We start from the raw sequence: 21,127 nt of genomic DNA, 5'->3' as shown, positions 1-21,127 counted from the left end.
ATGGACGCCTACATCATTGACTGGTTACACCTGCTTGTGCGGTTTTTGCACGTCTTAACCGCCATCGCCTGGATTGGCGCATCCTTCTATTTTGTCTGGCTCGACAACTCGCTGGAAACCCCGCCGCAATGGAAAACCGATCAGGGCATCAAAGGAGACCTCTGGGCCGTCCACGGTGGCGGCTTTTACGAGATCGCCAAATACAAAAACGCTCCGGCAGCGCTGCCGACAACCCTGCACTGGTTTAAATGGGAAGCCTATTCCACCTGGATCACCGGCATGCTGCTGCTGGTTGTGGTGTTTTATGTTGGTGCCCAGAGTTACCTGATTGACACCAACAAAGCCGACCTCAGCAGCTGGCAAGCCATTGGCATCGGAGTTGGCTCGTTACTGGCGGGCTTTGCTATTTACGAAGGTGCTTGCCGCACCCCATTGGTGGAAAAAGGCCTGTTGTTTGGTCTGGTGATGCTGGTATTACTCACTGCCATGGCCTGGGCACTGAGCCAGGTACTGGGTGACCGCGCCGCCTATATCCATGTGGGTGCATTAATTGGCACCTGTATGGCCGCCAATGTGTTCACCACCATTATGCCTGCCCAGCGGGCCATGGTTGCCGCCGCTGCCAAAGGCGAATCACCAGACCCCATCTATGGCTACAAGGCCAAATTACGCTCGACCCACAACAACTACGCCACCATTCCGGTGCTGTTTATTATGCTCAGCAACCACTTTCCCATGACCTACGGCCACGAATACGGCTGGCTGATACTGGGAGTGCTGGCGTTCATTGGTGCCTGGGCTCGTCACTTCTTCAATCTACGCCACCAGGGCATCGTCAAACCCATGATCCTGGTCTCGGCCCTGGCTGCCTTTGCCCTGGTCGCCTGGGTTACCAAGCCAGCCGACCAGACAGCCATGGCCGCCGCTGCAGGCTCCCCCGTCACCGATATACAAGCGTTAGGCATCGTAGGCAAACACTGCAGCGCCTGCCATAGCGCGACACCCAGCGACGACATCTTCAAAGCCGCACCCGGTGGTGTGATGTTCGACAACCTTGACCAGATAAAAGCCATGAAAGAGCGCATCCTCGCCCGCGCTGTCCATACCCATGACATGCCGTTTATGAACAAAACCGGCATGACCGCCGCAGAACGGCAAACACTGGAGCGATGGCTGAACCAGTAAGCATAATCCTTATAACGCACCGTCTTGCGGGAGTGCGGGCGCCCGGCCCGCACACACTCGCATCCGCGCTGCCTGGTTCCCGCGCTCGCGTGGTAACGTCCGCTATTTGTTCACACCACCCCGCATCCTTTCAGAATAATATGCGTCAGGGTTGTGGCTGCAGTATCAAAATCTGCCGGTTGTAACTCCGGCTTGTTCAGCGCCGAGGCAATCTGGAAATTGAAATCGGCGTAGTGTTGGGTGCTCGACCATAACAGGAATATCAGATGAGCCGGTTCTATGCTGGAGTCCATCTTGCCGCGTCGTTGCCATTCTCGGAACACGTCTACCCGTGACTCGAACCACTGCACGTAACCTTCACTGAAATACCCGTCCAGATTGGGGCCGCCGCTGATGATTTCGGTGGCAAATATACGCGAGGCTTGTGGATGCTGACGGGAGAATTCAATTTTCTTGCGGATATAGTGTCGCAGCGATTCAGCCGGATCGTCGTCGGAGGTTATTTGGCTGAAGGTGCCATCCCAGAGATCAATGATGTCACTCACGACGGCCAGGTACAGGCCCGGCTTGTTCTTGAAGTAATAATGAATGTTGGCTTTGGGCAATCCGCACGGCGGGCAATTTCGCGCATGCTGGCACCCTTGAACCCGAACACGGCGAACTCCTGTTCAGTAGCAGCCAGAATCCTTGCCCTTGGCTACAAACCCCGCTGCCAGCACCGAGCTGAGAAACGCAAAGCTGGTGCCCTGTACACAGATCAGACCAATACCAATACCAAACGGACGACGTGCCTGAATAAAGGTGTCAACACCCGACACCATCAACGACATGCTGATCAGGTAAGGGATGTGCTCACCCAGACCCAGCACGCCACCAACAATCAGCGTTGGCGTGATGATGACCGTTCGGTCAGGCCGCTGGAGAAAAGCAAAAAGTTGACAGGCTGGTCAGGAAGCCATAAAGAAAAGCTTTATTCGAAGAAAAACAGCTGGTTACGTGGTGATTGGTGCCACCAGCGATCAAACGGGAAGTATCACGCCAGCAATGAGTGCCCTGTCACAAGACACAAGGATAAAAAGCGCACAGAAACGGACCATGGTTGTAATACAGGGAATATGTTTGTCCGGGAGCCGGGCGGAGACGCTCCCGATAAAGCTAACCGTAGCCCGGATGATAATCCGGGGAGCTGGCGATATTCGGGAATACCGGGGTACTACGGCCGAGGGTGGCTGAGATCGCGGTCCGGCCTGATTTTCTGGTAATGTCCTTTTTAATCGACCACTGGCTGGCATAAGCTGCATCATAACCGTTTTACAACAGTCACTTTTCAGGGATGAGTATGTCTGAATCCATGATTTTCCCGGTTGCCTTTGACCTTGGCGCTGCCAATACCGGTGTGTTTGCGCTGTTATACCCCGCAGGAACACAGATTGAATCCGGAGCCATAACCCGGCTGACATTTACCGCCAGGGTGCCAACCATCAAGGCTGGTGGCTACAGCCTGCTGCAAACCGGACGCACGCAGAAACGCCATATCCGTCGCTGCCAGACCCGCGATCGTCAGGCCAAGCGGCTTTTTGCGCTGATACTGGAGCGGATTTACGGCTTTGCAGCGGCTGAATATCAGGAAGCCATCGCTGAACTGATGAACAGAAGGGGTTACAGCTACGTCGAAAAAGCTGAAGTGGATTTTGGTGCCCCGGAGAGTCTGGATTTCTCTGCGTGGTTGCCCCTGATTGAATCAGAAAATGTACTGGAGGCCCTGCAGGATCTCGATACACAGAACCTGAATCAAAGCATTGACGCCCTGTTCGAAGATGAACCAGCCGTCATTTTTGAGCTTGAAGAGTTGATCAATGCCCATGATTGGCACAAGGGCAAGGGAAAGTCGCCTGAAAGACAGTTCGCCAAAGGTCTGCTCGATTTTGCCAAAGACCAGACCAAAGGGGCCAAACACCGTCGTCAGTTTTTTTCCGATATAGCCGAAGACCTGAAGCACTATACCGAGCATCCGAGTAAAACCGTGCGCAGGCTGGGCCATGAACTGCATCAGCATAAGTCTGCCAATCAGACTAACGTTCGTTTTATGCAGGTTTTTCACCGGTTACTTTGCCATGTCAGTAACCTGGAGCTGAAAACCCTTAATGCCATGTTACCCGCCGGTATCGAATCCGGGTCTGCTGAAGAGCTGGAAAAACACTGGGCTGAAATCTTTGGACGCTGGATTCTGAAACAATGGCAAACCAGCAGCAAAAACAAGCCGGAACGTATCGTCGAGATCAAACAGCTGCGCGAAATCTGGAAAGCCTTTACTGAAGCGTCACCCGGTAAACTGTTTGAGTTCTGGCTCAAGATCGACCCGGAACAAACAATCCCACCCTACCAGAATCACACCAACCGTCGTCCGCCATCCTGCCAGACCCTGATTCTGAATCCCGGTTTTCTCGATCAGGCGTACCCGCAATGGCGCAACTGGCTCCAACAATTACAGAGCACCGATGTCGCCGGGGTGCAGAATTACCAACAAGCCCTTCACTCGGCTCTCAGCAAAAATGACAACCCATTGGCAAGCGCAGACGAGCTGGACGCCCGCACGCTGCAAGTGTTTCTGGATGCCAGCCAGAGTCATGATCCGCTCAAACTCAACAGTATCTGGAGTCTTCTCAAAAAGGCTCATGAAAACCAGCGCCATGGCAACAGTATCGAACGCCAGCAAGCCGAACTGTCAGCCTTGGTACAGGAGTCGGCGTTGCCCGAAAACCTGAAATCGTCGCTGACGGTGGGTGGCGATCAGGCTCTGGGAGGCTTCTGGCATCTGCTCAATCGCTACTACCAGACCCGTCGTCGCAGCCGTGATGGCCGTTACTTTCTGCATTACGACAACAGCGTCAGCTCTTTGCAAAATCGCTGGCAGCGTGAAGGCAATCTGATGGTGATGTGCAGCCATCGGCCACGGCAGCTTAAACATCAGGCGCTGCAGGATATTCTGGCACTGTGGGGAATGGCTGAAGCACAGCTGCGTGCTGCGCTGCTGCCGGGGGAATGGAATATTGAGACCCTGGATGAGTTTCTGTTTGCTATCAAAGGCTTGAAAACCCGCTGCAAGGAGGCACTGACTCTGCAGAAGCAACACGGCCCGTATCTGGGGGCCATGCTGCAAACCGACAAAAAGCTGATTGATCTGCGGGTGAAGCTGCGCGAAGACAGCAAGCGGCTGGCCAGCCGCCTGTTTAACAGCGAAACACAGCAACAGCAATTTGTTGAACGCAACAGCTCGCTTTACCAGTTTGCCCAACTCTACGCACTGGTATGGGAAGACCGCAGCGGTTTTGGCAAAACCTGCCCGTTGTGCAGCGTTGATAATGCCCAGCGCATGCAAGCGCAAGAAGGCAACACCAGCAGCCGCGCCAGCCGTCTGAACACCTTGTCCATGCGTCTGATCGACGGTGGCCTGAAACGCTTGCTGACCCATCAGGCCCACCACATTACCAACCGTCTCTGGCCGGTCATCGAACCCTTGCTGTCCAATGGCAACAGGGTATCGGTTCCTCTGGTTCTGGAACAAAACCGCTTCGACTTCACGGAAAACCTGGCAGACCTCAAAGGGGTAAAAAAGAAAGAAGGCAAAGCCATGCCGGATGTCTATGAAGCCAAACAGGAGCGCATCGTCAATCAGAGCAAGGGCATTTGCCCGTATCCGGGAGGTAACAGCACCAGTCTTGAAGTGCACGAAATCGACCATATTATTCCGCGCACCGGCCCCTGGGGCGTTCTGAACGACGAAGCCAACCTGATCTGCGCCTCTCGTAACGGCAACCGCAACAAAGGCAATCGCATGCTCACCCTGGCCGATCTGAATCCGGCCTACCTGAAAGCGCAATTCGGCACTGCCGATATGCATGCGATTACTCAGAGCATTGAGTCCTGCCTGTGGAAAAGCGGCAGCGAGCAATTTGTGTTTGGCCAGTACCGCCAGTTTCTGGCACTGACTGCCGAACAGCAAACCGCGTTCCGCCATGCCCTGTTCCTGCCTGCTGAACATTCGCTGCGACAGCAGGTCATCGATGCCATCCAGCACCGGCAAAAAGCTCGGGTTAACGGCACCCAGCGTTACATGGCGCAGCTGCTGGCGGATATTGTCTGGCAAAAAGCCCGCAAGATCGGGGCAGATAAACAGCTGGAGTTCGATTACTTCGAAATCAGCAGCAACCCTGCGGATGAAAACTCCACCGTTGCCCTGCGTCGCATACTGGAATGCGTTGATCCTGCCAGCGGCGTTGACTTGCGTCCCTACAAGAAGAAGGCAGGCATCTCCCAGAAAGAATATTCCCATGTGATCGACGCCATGTGCGCCATGACTCTGGCTGTTGATGCCCATCAGGGCGAAGGCGCATTACGCCTTGAGCTGCCACGTCACTGTACGCCCTGGGGTGTTAATCAGCAGACGGGCGAGGTAACACCGGGTCTGTATGGTTTGTTACAGGTTCCGGAAAGCCAGGTCAGCCCGGCAGTACAGGTAAAACCGCAAAGCCAATACCAGAAAGCCAAACGAATGACAGAGGGTGAAGCACCGGGGCAGGTGTTGAGCCGGAATATTCATACTGAAAACGCTTACGGCCTGCGCTACTACGACCTGTCGTTAGTGAACGGAAAACTGCTTAAAGGCTGGTATGACGAAAGCGGGCAAGCCGGAGAATTTATAGCGTTCACCCGGACAGCCGTGTCGAAAGATACCTCGATACTTGAGGCACTGGTAGAGCAAGGCTATTACCGGCCAGTCCATCGCATGGGCGTGTCCTTCTGGCGGGCCAACAGCAGCCAGATAACGGCGACACTGTTCCAGATTCTGGGCGAGCGCAAGAAGGGCAGTATCAAGGATCATCCGGATCAGATGCTCGCGACGTTCATACTGTCCGGCCTGTTTTACTGCACCAGCCGCAAGAGCCTGACAACGGCACCTGTGGTGATCGAGAAAATGGCGGACTCTCCGCAAAAACGACAGTGGCAAGCCTTTCTCGACGGCTGGCTGGCGCTCGTGCCGGATTCTATCGAAAAGGGAGAATTGGTTATCACGCCATCGACCCAGCCAATCTGGCAAGACTGGTGCAATCGCTTTCTGAAACGCAGCACATTGAACAAGTCACATGCAAAAAACAAAAACATGCAGCTGGAAGTGCTCCAGACCCTGAATGGCTCCGTCACACTGGTGTCGCGTAAAGCCTCCAGCGGCCAAATGATTTATCAGCTCATGCCGATGAATAACAACAATGTGCCAAAACCGCACGTCCCGGCTCTGGCGATGAAATCACCCAACATGGTCTTGCTCGACAAGGATATTCTGAGCAAGGGCTACAACACGGATATTGAGGAGCTGGTGGATATCAGTGGCCAAAGGCTGGACATCGCCAAATTACTGAATGTAGGCATTGCAGAGGCAATGGGTCTGAATTGTCTGTCGTTGATCGCGATTGCACGTACGCCGGTAAAACTCACTTTACAGGGGCTTCCTGTGCAATGGTTCGAGAACCATATGCTGGAGCGGCGAGAGCATGAGGGGACGGACTGGAAAAAGCGTAAAAGCCTGGATTACAGCCACAAGGATCCGGAACGTGATGGCATCAATCAAAATGCCCTGAAGCGCTTGCTGGCCATGGCACCGCGATCAGACAAAACTATTGCGATCGGGCTTGAAGGCGAATATGTCAGCCTGACGCTGGAGTACAAAAACCGGCTCGACCGCTTTGTCCTGGACGACAGCAGCAGCGCCTGAATCGCAGACACAAAAAAAGCGCCCGTCGGCGCTTTTTTTGATTCCGGGGTGTGCAATACAGAGCCCGCTTCATAATTACCTTTCAAGTGATTTCAGCTTGAACAGGCTGGTTTGTTGCAAGGGCAAAACTAACCCAGTAATCCCGATTACACAAGCAAAATACAGAATAAAACCATTGCTGATCGGCCTGAAAAGGCAGCGCTGCCATCAGCAAGGGTCGCCAGTAAACCGGGTCGCCAGTAAACCGGGTCGCCAATCCACCTGGGCGGCCATCACAGAAAGGGACTTTTATGAAACACGTGATTATTCAGGACTACGGCCGCATGCTGGGTCTCACCTCCGAGCGGCTGGTCATTCGCGACAACGAGCAGGAAAAAGAAATTCCGCTACGGCGGATTTCGACCATCACCATCCAGAAACCCGGCATCAGCCTGTCCAGTAACCTGCTGACGGCCTGCGCACGTCACGGCATCAAGGTGTTTATCGGCCATCGAGCAGAAGAAATGTGCAGCCTGCATGGCGTAGCCCAACATGCCGTGGTTCAGAACCGTATTCATCAATTCACCTTTCTCGCTAATGACCAGCAAAAATATCGGATAGCGCGAGCCTTTGTGTACGGCAAGGTCCGTAACCAGCGCGCCACCCTGCTGTATTTCCAGAAACAGCGCTGCAGCGATGCAATCAAGCACATCAGCCAGCAAGCTGCAGAAGCGTTGGGACAGTTATCCGAGCAAATCCGCAACCTCGGTTATAACGAACGCTGGCACAGCACACTGCTGGGGCTGGAAGGACAGGCTGCCCATACCTATTGGCAGGCACTCGCCAAAGGACAATGGCTGGGTGATGCGTTTCACGGCCGGGTCGGTCGCGGGGCGACGGACGCCGCCAATCAGGCGCTCAACTACGGTTACGGCATTTTGACGAGTGTGGTCTGGAATGCGCTGATCAATGCTGGTCTCGAACCCTACCTCGGAGCCCTGCACACCCCCAGGCCCGGCAAACCCTCGCTGGTGCTCGACATGATGGAAGAATATCGGCCATGGGTGGTTGATCGTAACGTCATCAAACTGCGCGGAGAGCTGTCGGACGGTCTGCTGAAACCCAAAACCCGCCAGAAACTCAGCCAGTCGGTACTGGCGACATTCGAAAGCCCCATTCCTTACCACGGCAAGCGCCTGCGCCTTGAAAGCGCACTGCAACGCCAGTGCTACCGGCTGTGCGGTATGTTTGCCGACCAGTACAAATACCGCCCTCTACTGTTCAAGTGGTGATGCCATGAACCCGAATCGTTTACAGGAAGTACTGGTGGCCTATGACGTCGAAAATAACCGCGCACGCACACGGTTGCATAACCAGCTGCGGGATCTGGGTCTGATCTCTATCCAGAAATCCGTTATGTGGGGGCGTTTGCTGCCTGCCGAAATCAGCCTGGTCAAACGTCTGTTTGCAGAAGAACTCGACAGTGGCACCGACCGTGCCCTGATCACCAAAGGCCAGATCAAGGACAAGGCCAGCTTTTATGGTTATGTACCGGAAATGGAGGAATACGATGACGACAGTATTTTCTGAGCCGGAAGCTGTGCCGGTCAGTTATGTGCGGCAATACCTGTTTTGCCCGCGAGTACCCTGGTTCAAGATGGTCGAAGCGTTCGAGCCACCTATGCCCTCCTGGGTTGAACAGGGGAAACGCTGGCACCAGAAACAGCCCGAACTGCAGAAAAAACGCCAGATACAGGGTTTACAGACGCCATATCAGCATCAGCCCGATGCCTGGGTCGAAAGTCGCCAATATGGCCTCTATGGCTATGCCGATGAAGTGCTTCATAACAGCCGACAGGCGGTTGCTGTGGAATACAAGCACGACAAACGACCGCCATCAACGGCGCAAAAACTGCAGCTGATTGCGTATTTATTGTGCCTTCGAGAGCAATATCCGCAGCATGAGATCTGGGGCATTTTGTACAAGGGGGGCGGCAAAAAGCAGTACCGGGTGGAAATCCGGCCTGACGATATTGAGCGGATAAAACAGGTTGTACAGGCGATTCGCGCTAACAGCCAGAGTCATTTACTGCCGGAATCCAGTGCCCAGACGGCCCAGTGTGACCAATGTGAATACCTGAGGTACTGCAATGACCGCTAGTTCGCAAAATTGGCCGGATTTCTGACGGACAAGTCGTTTGCGAAAAAAGAAGCCTGTGAAGGCCAGGCAATTCCCTGATTTTACTCGGGAAATTGACAGGCCTTCACAGACTGATGCAACAAACCAGCCTCTGAAACATGAAAAGCTGTCGATATGCGAGGGAGAGGGGAAACCCTTCACAGACTGATGCAACAAACCAGCCTCTGAAACACGGCTGAGCGCAACCAGTCGAGTTAGCGCCCGCCTTCACAGACTGATGCAACAAACCAGCCTCTGAAACCAGCGCACTGGCTGCATTCCTCCGGTTACGCTCTGCCTTCACAGACTGATGCAACAAACCAGCCTCTGAAACAGGCTGCGTGTCGGATTCGGGAATCGGCAGCTCCCCTTCACAGACTGATGCAACAAACCAGCCTCTGAAACACGTTGTCAACCAACGCCAGCACCTCATCCAAAATCCCTTCACAGACTGATGCAACAAACCAGCCTCTGAAACAGTGCCTCGCTATACAGCGTGCATTGTGGCCCGCCCCTTCACAGACTGATGCAACAAACCAGCCTCTGAAACAGCTCGTTACGGACGGAATACAGTGTGGTGACAAACCTTCACAGACTGATGCAACAAACCAGCCTCTGAAACGCGTATCAAGTGAATCCATGGCACTCGTATGACGCCTTCACAGACTGATGCAACAAACCAGCCTCTGAAACAAAATTCAGTATAGGTAATCAACCCATGTTTCTTCCCTTCACAGACTGATGCAACAAACCAGCCTCTGAAACACAATCAACAACCGTCCTCCGTGAGAATTAATAGCCTTCACAGACTGATGCAACAAACCAGCCTCTGAAACACTGTATCGCCTCAATCTCTACTGGTTTATTTCTCCTTCACAGACTGATGCAACAAACCAGCCTCTGAAACTCTAGCCATCCGTTGATACCCGCCAGCACGTCATTACCTTCACAGACTGATGCAACAAACCAGCCTCTGAAACAGTTGAGACCACACGCGCGGATAAACTCTGACTCCCCTTCACAGACTGATGCAACAAACCAGCCTCTGAAACCACGCCAATCTCTGTCAGGCGCTACGAGATGCGCTCCTTCACAGACTGATGCAACAAACCAGCCTCTGAAACACACAGCCAGAGGCTTCAGATTTACAGTCTGATGGTCCTTCACAGACTGATGCAACAAACCAGCCTCTGAAACGAGTAGCAATACCCGGCACCTGATCAATGATGGCCACCTTCACAGACTGATGCAACAAACCAGCCTCTGAAACCTGCTGGATAACCTGCAGAAACTCGGCATAGAGTCCTTCACAGACTGATGCAACAAACCAGCCTCTGAAACAGAGCAAGCAGGGTATGACCACTCAGGCCGCTGCCCCTTCACAGACTGATGCAACAAACCAGCCTCTGAAACATTCGTCCGGTGATACTTTGTTTTTTTTCGGTTCCCTTCACAGACTGATGCAACAAACCAGCCTCTGAAACGCGCTCATAGGAATCGAGGTAGGCATTGATTGCCCCTTCACAGACTGATGCAACAAACCAGCCTCTGAAACTGGAAGACGTCGATGCCTGCCGCGCTATGTTACTACCTTCACAGACTGATGCAACAAACCAGCCTCTGAAACTCAACTGCTGCACCAACACCAATAGCCGGTAAACAGCCTTCACAGACTGATGCAACAAACCAGCCTCTGAAACGACATACAGAATTCGAGAAACTTTTGTTTTTCCGACCTTCACAGACTGATGCAACAAACCAGCCTCTGAAACTGGAACAACCACCAGTACCCCGAGCCGCCCAGGTGATCCTTCACAGACTGATGCAACAAACCAGCCTCTGAAACCGAAACCCTGGAGCGATTCCGCTACGAACAGCGTGCCCTTCACAGACTGATGCAACAAACCAGCCTCTGAAACAACAACCTCGTGGATGTGTGGATGTGTGGATGTGGTCGGATCCTTCACAGACTGATGCAACAAACCAGCCTCTGAAACGTGCCATTCGGTGGGGTGAAGTGTTCCGGTGTGGCCTTCACAGACTGATGCAACAAACCAGCCTCTGAAACCCAGTTGCTGCGGCGCAGTACGAGCAAACTCCTGACCTTCACAGACTGATGCAACAAACCAGCCTCTGAAACACAGCATTCGGCCCTCGTGCTTTTCCTTGTGCGCTCCTTCACAGACTGATGCAACAAACCAGCCTCTGAAACTGGTTGGGATTGTGATGGAGGAGGGTTATTCAGACCCTTCACAGACTGATGCAACAAACCAGCCTCTGAAACAAGGTTCTGGGATAGAATCCATGCTGTATTTGCCAGATTCAGATACCGATCAATTGTTATATTTCCGACAATGTCTTGCCCGCTGATCACCCGGTGTTTTTTACGCCGCCGAGTGTGTTTTTAACCTTTTGATTTTATTAAATAATCTTTTCTCGCCGACTGGCGGGTTGTTTGCAACACATCGGCTAACTCCGTGACTGTTGCAGGATTGCCTCATGCGCTACGAACCTTACGATACTGAATACGCTGCCGTTCCTACCCTGACTGATGGCGAGCGGCTGGATTATTATCTGCTGCGTGCGTTTGAAACAGAGGAGAGCTGGAGCCTGAGGGCAGGAAAAGCCTGGTTTGTGCATGAGCTGAATGGTCAGCGGGTACAGCCGTTGTGGCCTTATCGGCGCTATGCCAGGGAGTCTGCACTGGATGTCTGGGAGGATTGTCGTCCCGATTCAGTCGCACTGGAGTATTTGCTGGATACCATTTTGCCTGAGCTGGCTGCCAATGATGTGATGCTGGATATCATGCCACGCGGCGCGGAGGCTGGGTGCTTGATTACGCCTCATCGGTTGATGAGTATTTTTGAAGGCATGCTGGATGCCGGTGAGTATCGGCTGGAAGGTTGATTGGGCGGGTACTGCCGTCAAACATCCGGGCTGGTATACTGGCGTTATTTGTGCCGGAGGCCGTGATGGCAGAGCAGATTCCAGACGACAAGCCGTTACCACCGGGTGATTACGAATGCTGTGAAAGCGGTTGTGATCGTTGTGTGTGGGATATTTATCGTGAAGACGTGGCTGAATGGGAAGCAGCGCAGAAGGCCGACAAGGAAAAGGCAGCCGCTGCTGGAAGTGATCTCACCGCCGCCAGTCAGACGGGTCGTTCGTAGCGGCAGACCGCTTGCCGGTATGAACTGCCACGCCGTCAGCTTCGTTTTTAATCGCCGTCCGCAGTAACGGTCCCCGTGACCGTAACATGGGTTGTGCTGTTGACGGCCTGCACAACTGCCGACCCTTCTCCCCTCGGGTCGGTTGCGGCGGTGACTTCTCCAGATCGATGATCCCATCGGATTGCCTGCATATTGCCGTACTGGCGACCAGCGTCCTTGAGTTGATGTCCCATGGCCTGTAATTGCTGCCGCTGATCTGGTGTCAGGCTGCCGGGTTCATATTGGATCACATCGGGCAGGTATTGATGGTGTATTCGGGGTTGAGCGACCCAGTCTGTGACTGGTTTGTCCTGCATGGCTTGCAGCAGGCCGAGCAATACCATGGTGATGATCCGGCTGCCGCCGGGTGTGCCGATAATGGCGGTCTGATCGGCAGATACCAGCAGGCTTGGGCTCATGCTCGACAAGGGGCGCTTGCCGGGGGCTATGGCATTGGCTTCGGCACCGACCAGTCCGTAGGCGTTGGCAGCGCCGGGTTTGGCGGAGAAATCATCCATTTCGTCGTTCAGTACGACGCCGGTGCCGGGCACGGTAAAAGCAGAGCCAAAGGGTAAATTGATGCTGAGCGTGGCCGAGACCATATTGCCCCGGGCATCCAGCACCGACAGGTGGGTGGTGTGAAAACCTTCTTCGAGATTTTTTGGGCCATGCAGTGATATGGATGGGGTTGCCTGATCGAGGCGAATGCTGCTGGCCCATTGTTGATTATGGCTTGCCGATATCAGTTGTTGCGCCGGAACATCGACAAAGTCGGGGTCGCCCAGGTATTTGGCGCGGTCGTGATAGGCGCGCCGCATCACTTCCGCCAACAGGTGGGTTTGCTGCACCTGGTTCATGTCGCGCCAGGGAAATTGATCCAGCATGGTGAGCATCTGGGTCAGGGCGATACCACCAGAAGAGGGTGGTGGGGCGCTGATCAGGGTGTATTCCCCCAATGTTGAGATCACCGGTGGACGTTCAACCACCTGATAATTTTCCAGATCCTGCAAGGTCCAGTTTCCGCCCGCTGTCCGGACGCCGTTCACCAGCGCCTCGGCGGTTTTGCCTTGGTAAAAACCGTCTCTGCCTTGGGTCGCCAGTCGTTCCAGTGTGATGGCCAGCTCCGGCTGTTGAATGATATGGCCGAGGTCGGGCAGGGCGCCGTTGCTGAGAAACAGGCGGGCACTGTCGGGATAACGCTGGAGTGCCTTCAGGCGGTAATTCAGCAGCAGGCGGTATTGCTGGTATACCGGAAAGCCGTTGCGAGCCTGTTCTATGGCCGGTTGCAGGGTGATGGCAAGTGGCAATGTGCCATAGTGTTGCGCCAGCCAGTGAAAGGCAGCCGCTTGCCCTGGAATCGCGGCGGCGGTCGGGCCATTGATGGCCTTGTCGCGGATCACATCGCCCTGGTCATCAAGGTAATAATCGCGGTGGGCCGCCAGCGGGGCTTTTTCGCGGGCATCAATAAAGCGGTATTCATGGCGGTCGGCAAGATACAGCAGCCAAAAGCCACCACCACCGATCCCGGCGCTGTAGGGCTCGACCACGCCGAGACTGGCAGCGACGGCGACGGCGGCATCAAAGGCATTACCACCGGCATTCAGAATGTCCATACCGGCCTGGGTCGCCAATGGGTGTGCGCTGGCAATGGCGTTAAAACCGGGAGTCGCTGTGGGGGGGATTGTGGCGGTCTGGCTGCTATCGGTGTTGCTGGTGTTGTCGCTCAGGGCGCAGGCGCAAAGACTGGTCAGTGCGATCAGCACGGCACCAACAAGACGGGCCAGGTGGTGAAAACGTGAAAACAGCGTGCGGGGCGTAGCAATCATCGGTCATCCTGAATGGCGGTGGAGGGCCGTACATGAGCTGCCAGTGTGGGCAACGCGACAGCGTGCTGCAAGGCAAACACGCTATCGGCGGTGGAACAGGGTGTTTAACTCAGGCGTTCAAGCCTGCAAGTCCAACCCTGGAAGATCAACCCTGCCAGTCCAATTCAGGAGGCTTTTTTGCCGGTCAGGCGTTCGTACTTGGCTTCCAGCTCTTCCTGGGTTTCGGTACGGTTTTCATCCAGTGGAATACAATCGACCGGGCACACCAGCTGGCATTGTGGCTCATCGTAGTGACCAACGCATTCGGTGCACTTGCCAGGGTCGATTTCGTAGATTTCTTCACCGGCAGAAATGGCTTCGTTGGGGCACTCTGGCTCACATACGTCACAGTTGATGCATTCATCAGTAATAATTAACGACATTTCTTTCCTCCGTCAGGCATGTGGCCGTGACTCATTAACATGTTTGACCAGGGCGGCAGCGACTGCCGGGTGTACGAAGTTGCTGACGTTGCCCTGCAGTGATGCAATTTCGCGCACCAGGGTGGATGAAATAAACGAATATTTCTCCGCCGGTGTCAGGAACATGCTCTCGACGCGTGGTGCCAGCACGCGGTTCATATTGGCGAGCTGGAATTCGTATTCAAAATCCGATACGGCCCGCAAGCCTCGCAGAATGATATTGGCACTGCGTTCTTGTACAAAAGTGGCCAGCAAGTTGCTGAAGCCAACGACTTCAACATTCGGCAGATGTCCCAGCACTTCACGGGCCAGATCCACGCGTTCGTCCAGTTCCAGCATAGGCCGTTTTTTCTGATTGTCTGCAACCGCAACGATGATGTGATCAAACATCCGCGCTGCGCGCTCAACCAGATCCGTATGACCATTGGTAATGGGGTCGAACGTACCGGGGTAGACGACAGTATTCATGGCTGTAGCCTCTGAGGTTCAGGTCGGGCGCATAGTAAACAAAAGCCACCCAAGCCACAATAAAGGTAATTCAAAGGGAGTCCTGCTGAACGCTGAATATGACATCCATCAGACGCTGGAGATCCAGCGGTATTACGGGTGTTAATGCGCTCCTGACGGCCATTGTACGGATAATATGACCCGCGAGCGCCTGCTGGTCGGCTGCTGATTCAGCCTTGTGTCAGCACTCCGGCCGGGACAGGAGTTTCCAGGATCGCGGCGATGGTGTGGATCAGATCGCGCTCGGCAGGGCGTAGTACTCCGTCAGAGCGGCCACAAGCAACCATGGATTTGATCAGGCGGCCCTTGATATGAGGGTAGAGTTCGGTCAGCCGGGTGAGTGACTGATTCAGGGGTTTCAGGCTGTTGGTCGGCGGCTGGAATTGAATGCCGAGTGAGCCGAAGGCACCGTCAGCCAGACTCATCTGGAAGGCGTTGGCAGCTTCGTCCGGATGGTCGTGGCCCTTGTCGGCCAGGTAAGACAGCAGCACGGCAATGTCATCGGCGACCGGATCGGGCTTGCTGTAGCGCGCTTTGACCGGGGAGACCTTGTCGAATTGCCCGGACAGATACTGGCTCAGCAAGCGGAACAGGCACCATTCAAACAGATCGATTTGGCCGTCGGCTTTCATCAAGCCAACCAACAAGGCATGAAAGGCACGATACTGGTTTTCAGATAGTTGTTTGAGCGCCGGAATTGCCAGCTCGACCAAGGGTAAGCGTTGTTCGGGTGCCAGTGCCTTGATAGCGGGTATCAGGCGCAGGACGTGCTGGTATTGCTCGCTGCCTGCTTGTTGCAAAATCATATCCAGCTGCTGGTCGTGGACAAAGCGGCTGGGCGGAGCCAGTAACAGGGTGTAGATCAGTGAGCGGGCCTGATGCGGGTCACGGGCCTTGTCGTGCAAGGCGGCGTCTGTGGCGCTGGCGTTGCTACTGGCAGTGCTGCTGGTTGGCATACTGGTGGCTGGACGGGTTGTTGTTGCGGTAGCAGCTCCAGCCGCCGCTGCCGCTATTCCCAAAGCGACTGCCTTAGTGGATGTTCCGGTGTCGATATGGGCTGCGGCCGATCCTTGTTTAACCAACGTATCAACGAACTCGGGATTATCCCGTTCGGCCTCGGCTCGCGCTTGCGGTGCCAGATAACGACCATCCCAGGTCGGCTCGATACGCCGGATGCGTTGTTCCAGCGGTGGATGGGTTGCGAACATCGGCAGCCGGAAGTGCATGGCGCTGCCAAAAAACAGATGCGCGGTCTCTTCGCGTTCCGGGCTGCTGATGTCGCTGCCACTGCCGTGTCCGATGACCTTGAGTGCGCCACCGATACTGGCCGGATTGCGGGTGTATTGCACTGCGGAGGCGTCGGCGAGGAATTCGCGCTGCCGTGAGACCGCCGCCTTGATCAGGTTACCAAAAAACACTCCGACATAGCCCAGCACCAGTAAGGCCAGACCGATGGCCCAAAGCGGCAGACTGTTGCGCTTGTCGTTCGAGCGCATGGCATGACGGTGAACAGTGGCTTCGAGTACAAAGCGTCCAATCAGTGCAATAAACAGGATGCCGAACAGTAATGCCATCAGACGAATATTCAGCCGCATATCACCATTGGCGATGTGGCTGAATTCGTGGGCAATCACCCCTTGCAGCTGATCGCGACTGAGTTTGGTCATGCAGCCTCGGGTCACGCCCACCACGGCGTCAGAGGCTTGGTAACCGGCAGCAAAGGCATTGATGCTGTCATCGTTCAGGACGTACACCGGTGGAACGGGCATGCCAGCGGCAATGGCCATTTCTTCCACCACGTTGAGCAGGCGACGCTCGTAAAAATCGCTGCTGTTGGGGGGCAGACGGCGACCGCCGAGGGACTCTGCCACTACATGGCCACCACCACGCAGGTTGAGCCAACGGTACAGGCTGGCAAGGCTGATCACTAGCACCACTGCTGCCGATATGGTCAGGATGCGTTCGGTTGATAACGAATCGAGAAAGGACATGGCCGGTTGCCCGGCACGGGCAGCCAGTTCAACACTGTTGATGGCCTGGCCCTGGCCATACCAGACGATCAGGGCAACCAGCAGATTGATGGCGCAGACCAGCGCCACAACGGCCAGTACAAATAACATGATCAGGCGGCTGGTTTGCTTGCGCGCCCGATCCTGATGGTTAAAAAAATCCATATCGATTCATACTCTGCATCGTCTGTCCGGGTGATCTCACCGCGTTTGAATCAGAAAGTTGCCTTCTCCAAAAACACCTGCTCAGCAAGACATCTTCTTAGAAAAACGCCTTCTTAAAAAGACACCTTCGGAGCAGACTGGATCGCGGCGCTGTCGGCAAATTCGAGCAGACGGGCATCTTCGCTGTGGCCAAACAGGCTGGCAAACACCACGGGAGGAAATGACTGGCGATAGCTGTTATAGGTGGTGACGGCGTCATTAAAGGCCTGACGGGCGAAAGAGACGCGGTTCTCGGTGCTGGTCAACTCTTCTGATACCTGCATCATGTTCTGATTCGCCTTGAGGTCGGGGTAAGCTTCCATTACAACGTTTAATCGACCCAGGGCACCGGTCAGGGCACCTTCACCTGACATCAACTGTTGCATGGCGTCGGCCGCGCCAGGGTGGCTGGCGGCGGCTTTCAGTCCGGCAGCCGCCTGATTACGAGCGGCGATGACCGCTTCCAGAGTTTCACGTTCATGGCTCATATAAGCCTTGGCGGTTTCAACCAGGTTGGGAATCAGGTCGTAGCGTCGCTTCAGTTGAACTTCGATCTGGGCAAAGCTGTTTTCATAACGATTGCGATAGCTCACCAGGGTGTTGTAAATCGACACCAGATAAACCAGCAACAAGGCAATGACAACCAGTGTGATGATGGTGGACATATCCATAACGGTTCCTTTGTCGGGTCAGGTTTGCCCGAGGCTGCCGGGCAGTCGTTGTAAATGAGCGTTAGTTGCGTACCCAGTCGCCATTGGCTGACTGATAGTATTGTCCCTGTTTGTTCGCCTTGTCGGTGAGTTTTTCTCCGGCAATTTTTTCAATACTGGCCAGCGGCGCTTGCTGCTTGTTGGCAATTTCCTGATAGTGAATCTTGCGCTTGGTGTTGATTTCAACCACCAGTGCGGCAACATCGTGGCGGCTGGTATTGACCAATCCGACATAACCATCTCGTTGTTCACCCACCAGACCGGATTCGCGGGCGGTGTCGAGGTCGAGTGCCATGACAGAGAAAGACAGCACCAAGGTGACCAGTGTCAGCAGTAGGTGTTTCATGAATATCTCCATAACTCAGAACAGGGCGTCTTTTTCTTCAAACAGGTTTTCCAGATCTTTTTCTACCTTGACCCGGACTTCATGTTCGATTTTGACGTTGAGGTTGATCGTGATGGGTTTTTCCGGTGCCGCCAGCTTGACCGTGCAACCGGCCACTGCCGTGGCCAGGGCAATCGCAAACAGGCTAAAGGCAATGCGGGGGTGATATGGCATAACAAGCCTCCTGGGCAATTCGGCCTCTACTGTAACGCTGGATTGTGGCAATGCAACCGCTGTCTGATCAGGACAGGATTGGAAGAGTGCCAGGTTGCCAGCGCACACGGATGTATGTACATAGATGGGAGTTTTATCAATTATTTTAGTTACCTATACTGAACAACCGTACATTTTAGAATGGAGCTACTCATGCGATACCCCCTGGTGACAATGTTGTTACTGCTACTGCCGTTCACCTCGGCAGCTGAGAGCCTGCATGTGGCGGTTGGCTCATCATTGGCCCCGTACGTGATTGAGGAGAATAATACCGGTGCCGAGCTGGATATTGTCCGGGAAGCCCTGGCGCTGCAAGGGCATGACATTATGCCCGAGTATGTCCCCTATGGCCGAGTGAACGGCTTGTTGCTGCAAGCCCGTGTGGATGCTGCCCTGACGTTGCCGTCGGAAGGAGAAGAGGAAGGCATCTTTTTTTCAGATGAATACATTACCTACCACAATGTGGTGCTGGCGCTGGCATTTGAGGGGTTTGCGATTCATACACTGGATGACATGGTGAATTATCGGGTGTTGGCATTTCAGAACGCTGCTCGGTTATTGGGGCCAGAGTTTGGCCATATGGCCAGTAACAATATCCATTACAGCGAAACCACCCGTCAGCACAGTCAGGTCGATATGCTGTTTTCGGAGCGCATCGAGCTGGTGGTGATGGATCGGTATATTTTTAATTACTATCGGGCGCAAGCTGGTCGGGAAAGCACTGAGCGTCCGGTGAGCGTTTTTGAACTGTTCCCGCCGGTCAGCTACCGGATCGGATTCAGGAATCCGGCCTTGCGGGATGATTTTAATGCGGGCTTGCAACAGCTGCGCCAGAGTGGCCGTTATCAGGCGATTCTCGACCAGTATTTACAGTAAATCCGGGCTGTCGGAGCGGTATTCGGGGACGGTAAGCCCGGCTTCAGGCGATGGCTGCAGGGCCTAATACCATTGTCCCTTGCGTTCAGTCATGCTGTTTGATTCCAATGACCTTGTAAAACTCGCTATAATTCGTGCGATTCTAATTTTGATAAGCCGTATTAGCTTAAAAAGGGGCCCGTTGTGAAACATCTGAAAGCACTGATTCTGGTTGCTGCTACCTTGCTGGTTTCGCAAGCATTCGCTGCGACAGCTACCAATGAAGATAAAATTCGCGAACGTATCGCCCCTGTGGGTGACGTTTGTGTTGGCGCGGAGTGCGGTGGTGCGGTGGTGGTTGCAGCCGGTCCTCGCTCTGGAGGAGACGTCTACGGTGGTGCTTGTTTCGCCTGTCATGATGCCGGGATTCTGGGTGCACCAAAGAAGGGTGACACTGCGGCCTGGGATGCCCGTCTGGAAAAGGGGTTCGACGCAACGCTGCACAATGCGGTGCAGGGCTTGAACAGCATGCCGCCGAAAGGCAACTGTATGAACTGCTCGGATGACGAACTGCTGGCAGCGATCAAGTTTATGTCGGGTCGAGAATAAACCGGCATAACCGCAAGACAGACACAAAAAAGCCGCAATCCTTTGCGGCTTTTTTGTGTCTGGTGTCTGCCAACAAGCGTCAATAAATACAAGAGCTAATAAAAATAAGCGCGAATAAGAAGCACGTGTTGGTCAGTCAGCCATACCCAAGGCACGGCGCATGAACTCGGGTATCGCCAGACCGGCTGCATGCATCTCGGCGTTGTAGTACTCGGTGCGGAAGGATTTAGCGGCCGAGTCTTCAATGCGGAAGCTGGTGGTATCGCCCCCTTTGCTGGCGAGGGTACAACTCCACCAGCCAGACGGGTAGATCACTTGCGGGAACGGTACGGTATGGCTGCTGCTGGCTCCGGCTGCGGCCATATCAACATGGATTTTCTTGATGATGGAATTGCTGTGGTACAGCGGTGATTCTGATTGTTGTACCACAATGCCCAACGGAGCCAGCGCCTTGAAGCAGTCTTGGTAAAAATCGACAGCAAACAGCCCTTCTGCCGGGCCGACCGGGTCGGTGCTGTCGATAATAATCACGTCGAGGGATTCCGGTTCGCAGTCCTTGATCCACTGAATGCCGTCGGCAAACAGGATGTTGGCGCGGGGGTCGTCGTTGGATTCACACAACTCCGGGAAATGCTTCTCCGACATGCGGGTGACCAGCTCGTCGATATCAATCTGCCAGACCTGTTCAACACCGGTGTGTTTCAGTACTTCGCGCAGGGTGCCACAATCGCCGCCACCAATAATGGCGACTTTTTTAGGTGCCGGGTGGGCGAACAAGGCCACGTGCGACATCATTTCGTGATAAACAAAGTTCTCACGGGTGGAAACCATGGTGCAGCCATCAATCACCATCAGCTTGCCGAAGGTTTCCGTGTCGTAGATGTCAATGCTCTGGAATTCGCTTTGAGCGCTGTCGATCTTGCCTTTCACTTTCAGAGAGAAGGCAGAGCCTTGTTGATCAAATACTTCGGTAAACCAGCCGTCTGCCAGTGAGTGTGTCATATTGGATACTCAAATGAATCGATG

Annotated in this window: 19 protein-coding genes and 1 CRISPR repeat array; of the genes, 9 read left to right on the top strand and 10 right to left on the bottom strand. The window is 54.3% G+C overall.

The window, feature by feature from the left end; translation table 11 throughout:
* Entirely contained in the window at positions 1 to 1,185 is a 1,185-nt protein-coding gene (locus WG929_RS04795; RefSeq protein WP_416205108.1) for a urate hydroxylase PuuD, read from the top strand.
* 110 nt (positions 1,186 to 1,295) lie between these two features.
* On the opposite strand, the gene WG929_RS04790 is transcribed toward WG929_RS04795, so the two are convergent.
* Entirely contained in the window at positions 1,296 to 1,790 is a 495-nt protein-coding gene (locus tag WG929_RS04790; RefSeq protein WP_416205107.1) for a TetR family transcriptional regulator C-terminal domain-containing protein, read from the bottom strand.
* Between the two features lie 63 nt (positions 1,791 to 1,853).
* Positions 1,854 to 2,081: a solute carrier family 23 protein gene (locus tag WG929_RS04785; RefSeq protein ID WP_416205153.1), complete on the bottom strand. Its 228-nt coding sequence runs from the start codon at positions 2,079 to 2,081 to the stop codon at positions 1,854 to 1,856.
* 443 nt (positions 2,082 to 2,524) lie between these two features.
* On the opposite strand from WG929_RS04785, the gene WG929_RS04780 reads away from it, so the two are divergent.
* From WG929_RS04780 to WG929_RS04755, 6 genes are all read left to right on the top strand, one after another.
* Positions 2,525 to 6,955: a hypothetical protein gene (locus WG929_RS04780; protein ID WP_416205106.1), complete on the top strand. Its 4,431-nt coding sequence runs from the start codon at positions 2,525 to 2,527 to the stop codon at positions 6,953 to 6,955.
* Between the two features lie 290 nt (positions 6,956 to 7,245).
* Positions 7,246 to 8,226 carry a CRISPR-associated endonuclease Cas1 gene (cas1, locus tag WG929_RS04775; RefSeq protein WP_369856503.1) on the top strand — a complete coding sequence of 327 codons (981 nt, stop codon included), beginning with the start codon at positions 7,246 to 7,248 and terminating at the stop codon, positions 8,224 to 8,226.
* 4 nt (positions 8,227 to 8,230) lie between these two features.
* On the top strand, positions 8,231 to 8,524 hold the full coding sequence (gene cas2, locus WG929_RS04770; RefSeq protein ID WP_369856504.1) for a CRISPR-associated endonuclease Cas2: 294 nt from the start codon (positions 8,231 to 8,233) through the stop codon (positions 8,522 to 8,524).
* Entirely contained in the window at positions 8,505 to 9,095 is a 591-nt protein-coding gene (gene cas4, locus WG929_RS04765) for a CRISPR-associated protein Cas4 (protein ID WP_416205105.1), read from the top strand. Before cas2 ends, cas4 begins: the two co-directional genes overlap by 20 nt.
* A gap of 100 nt (positions 9,096 to 9,195) precedes the next feature.
* Positions 9,196 to 11,397: direct repeats of the CRISPR family, unit length 37 nt; unit sequence CCTTCACAGACTGATGCAACAAACCAGCCTCTGAAAC.
* A gap of 215 nt (positions 11,398 to 11,612) precedes the next feature.
* Entirely contained in the window at positions 11,613 to 12,020 is a 408-nt protein-coding gene (locus WG929_RS04760) for a DUF2750 domain-containing protein (protein ID WP_416205104.1), read from the top strand.
* Positions 12,021 to 12,085: 65 nt separating this feature from the next.
* Positions 12,086 to 12,283 (top strand): oxidoreductase-like domain-containing protein, encoded by a 198-nt coding sequence (locus tag WG929_RS04755; RefSeq protein WP_369856506.1) that lies wholly within the window; start codon positions 12,086 to 12,088, stop codon positions 12,281 to 12,283.
* A 47-nt stretch (positions 12,284 to 12,330) separates the two neighbouring features.
* Here WG929_RS04755 and ggt read toward each other — a convergent pair whose 3' ends face one another.
* The 7 genes from ggt to WG929_RS04720 all read right to left on the bottom strand — a co-directional run bounded on the left by ggt (position 12,331) and on the right by WG929_RS04720 (position 18,598).
* Positions 12,331 to 14,148 carry a gamma-glutamyltransferase gene (gene ggt / locus WG929_RS04750; RefSeq protein WP_416205103.1) on the bottom strand — a complete coding sequence of 606 codons (1,818 nt, stop codon included), beginning with the start codon at positions 14,146 to 14,148 and terminating at the stop codon, positions 12,331 to 12,333.
* Between the two features lie 164 nt (positions 14,149 to 14,312).
* The gene (locus tag WG929_RS04745) at positions 14,313 to 14,570 is read right to left on the bottom strand and encodes a YfhL family 4Fe-4S dicluster ferredoxin (protein ID WP_369856508.1); all 258 of its coding nucleotides are present in this window, start codon (positions 14,568 to 14,570) and stop codon (positions 14,313 to 14,315) included.
* A 12-nt stretch (positions 14,571 to 14,582) separates the two neighbouring features.
* Entirely contained in the window at positions 14,583 to 15,077 is a 495-nt protein-coding gene (gene coaD / locus WG929_RS04740; protein ID WP_416205102.1) for a pantetheine-phosphate adenylyltransferase, read from the bottom strand.
* A 209-nt stretch (positions 15,078 to 15,286) separates the two neighbouring features.
* The gene (locus tag WG929_RS04735; RefSeq protein WP_416205101.1) at positions 15,287 to 17,290 is read right to left on the bottom strand and encodes a M48 family metallopeptidase; all 2,004 of its coding nucleotides are present in this window, start codon (positions 17,288 to 17,290) and stop codon (positions 15,287 to 15,289) included.
* Positions 17,291 to 17,403: 113 nt separating this feature from the next.
* Complete coding sequence (locus tag WG929_RS04730; RefSeq protein ID WP_369856511.1) at positions 17,404 to 18,000, bottom strand: LemA family protein; 597 nt, start codon at positions 17,998 to 18,000, stop codon at positions 17,404 to 17,406.
* A gap of 61 nt (positions 18,001 to 18,061) precedes the next feature.
* Entirely contained in the window at positions 18,062 to 18,385 is a 324-nt protein-coding gene (locus WG929_RS04725; RefSeq protein WP_416205100.1) for a YdbL family probable chaperone protein, read from the bottom strand.
* Positions 18,386 to 18,400: 15 nt separating this feature from the next.
* Positions 18,401 to 18,598: a YnbE family lipoprotein gene (locus WG929_RS04720; protein WP_416205099.1), complete on the bottom strand. Its 198-nt coding sequence runs from the start codon at positions 18,596 to 18,598 to the stop codon at positions 18,401 to 18,403.
* A gap of 192 nt (positions 18,599 to 18,790) precedes the next feature.
* Between WG929_RS04720 and WG929_RS04715 the strand changes: the two genes are divergently transcribed.
* The gene (locus WG929_RS04715; protein ID WP_416205098.1) at positions 18,791 to 19,513 is read left to right on the top strand and encodes a substrate-binding periplasmic protein; all 723 of its coding nucleotides are present in this window, start codon (positions 18,791 to 18,793) and stop codon (positions 19,511 to 19,513) included.
* Positions 19,514 to 19,696: 183 nt separating this feature from the next.
* Complete coding sequence (locus WG929_RS04710; RefSeq protein ID WP_416205097.1) at positions 19,697 to 20,101, top strand: c-type cytochrome; 405 nt, start codon at positions 19,697 to 19,699, stop codon at positions 20,099 to 20,101.
* 132 nt (positions 20,102 to 20,233) lie between these two features.
* Here the strand turns inward: WG929_RS04710 and speE are convergent, their stop codons facing one another.
* Positions 20,234 to 21,103: a polyamine aminopropyltransferase gene (gene speE / locus WG929_RS04705; protein WP_416205096.1), complete on the bottom strand. Its 870-nt coding sequence runs from the start codon at positions 21,101 to 21,103 to the stop codon at positions 20,234 to 20,236.
* Positions 21,104 to 21,127 lie beyond the last annotated feature (24 nt).

Origin of the sequence: Oceanobacter antarcticus, assembly GCF_044962685.1 — a bacterium.
GTDB lineage: Bacteria > Pseudomonadota > Gammaproteobacteria > Pseudomonadales > Oceanobacteraceae > Oceanobacter > Oceanobacter antarcticus.
This window is presented reverse-complemented; position numbering and strand designations above follow the sequence as displayed.

What these genes read in the sequence shown, in the direction of transcription:
- WG929_RS04795 (WP_416205108.1), top strand. Translation starts at nt 1, where the DNA reads ATGGACGCCTACATCATTGACTGGTTACACCTGCTTGTGCGGTTTTTG.
- WG929_RS04730 (WP_369856511.1), bottom strand. Translation starts at nt 18,000, where the DNA reads ATGGATATGTCCACCATCATCACACTGGTTGTCATTGCCTTGTTGCTG.
- cas4 (WP_416205105.1), top strand. Translation starts at nt 8,505, where the DNA reads ATGACGACAGTATTTTCTGAGCCGGAAGCTGTGCCGGTCAGTTATGTG.
- cas1 (WP_369856503.1), top strand. Translation starts at nt 7,246, where the DNA reads ATGAAACACGTGATTATTCAGGACTACGGCCGCATGCTGGGTCTCACC.
- WG929_RS04735 (WP_416205101.1), bottom strand. Translation starts at nt 17,290, where the DNA reads ATGGATTTTTTTAACCATCAGGATCGGGCGCGCAAGCAAACCAGCCGC.
- WG929_RS04720 (WP_416205099.1), bottom strand. Translation starts at nt 18,598, where the DNA reads ATGCCATATCACCCCCGCATTGCCTTTAGCCTGTTTGCGATTGCCCTG.
- WG929_RS04755 (WP_369856506.1), top strand. Translation starts at nt 12,086, where the DNA reads ATGGCAGAGCAGATTCCAGACGACAAGCCGTTACCACCGGGTGATTAC.
- cas2 (WP_369856504.1), top strand. Translation starts at nt 8,231, where the DNA reads ATGAACCCGAATCGTTTACAGGAAGTACTGGTGGCCTATGACGTCGAA.
- coaD (WP_416205102.1), bottom strand. Translation starts at nt 15,077, where the DNA reads ATGAATACTGTCGTCTACCCCGGTACGTTCGACCCCATTACCAATGGT.
- WG929_RS04780 (WP_416205106.1), top strand. Translation starts at nt 2,525, where the DNA reads ATGTCTGAATCCATGATTTTCCCGGTTGCCTTTGACCTTGGCGCTGCC.
- WG929_RS04715 (WP_416205098.1), top strand. Translation starts at nt 18,791, where the DNA reads ATGCGATACCCCCTGGTGACAATGTTGTTACTGCTACTGCCGTTCACC.
- WG929_RS04760 (WP_416205104.1), top strand. Translation starts at nt 11,613, where the DNA reads ATGCGCTACGAACCTTACGATACTGAATACGCTGCCGTTCCTACCCTG.
- WG929_RS04745 (WP_369856508.1), bottom strand. Translation starts at nt 14,570, where the DNA reads ATGTCGTTAATTATTACTGATGAATGCATCAACTGTGACGTATGTGAG.
- ggt (WP_416205103.1), bottom strand. Translation starts at nt 14,148, where the DNA reads ATGATTGCTACGCCCCGCACGCTGTTTTCACGTTTTCACCACCTGGCC.
- WG929_RS04725 (WP_416205100.1), bottom strand. Translation starts at nt 18,385, where the DNA reads ATGAAACACCTACTGCTGACACTGGTCACCTTGGTGCTGTCTTTCTCT.
- speE (WP_416205096.1), bottom strand. Translation starts at nt 21,103, where the DNA reads ATGACACACTCACTGGCAGACGGCTGGTTTACCGAAGTATTTGATCAA.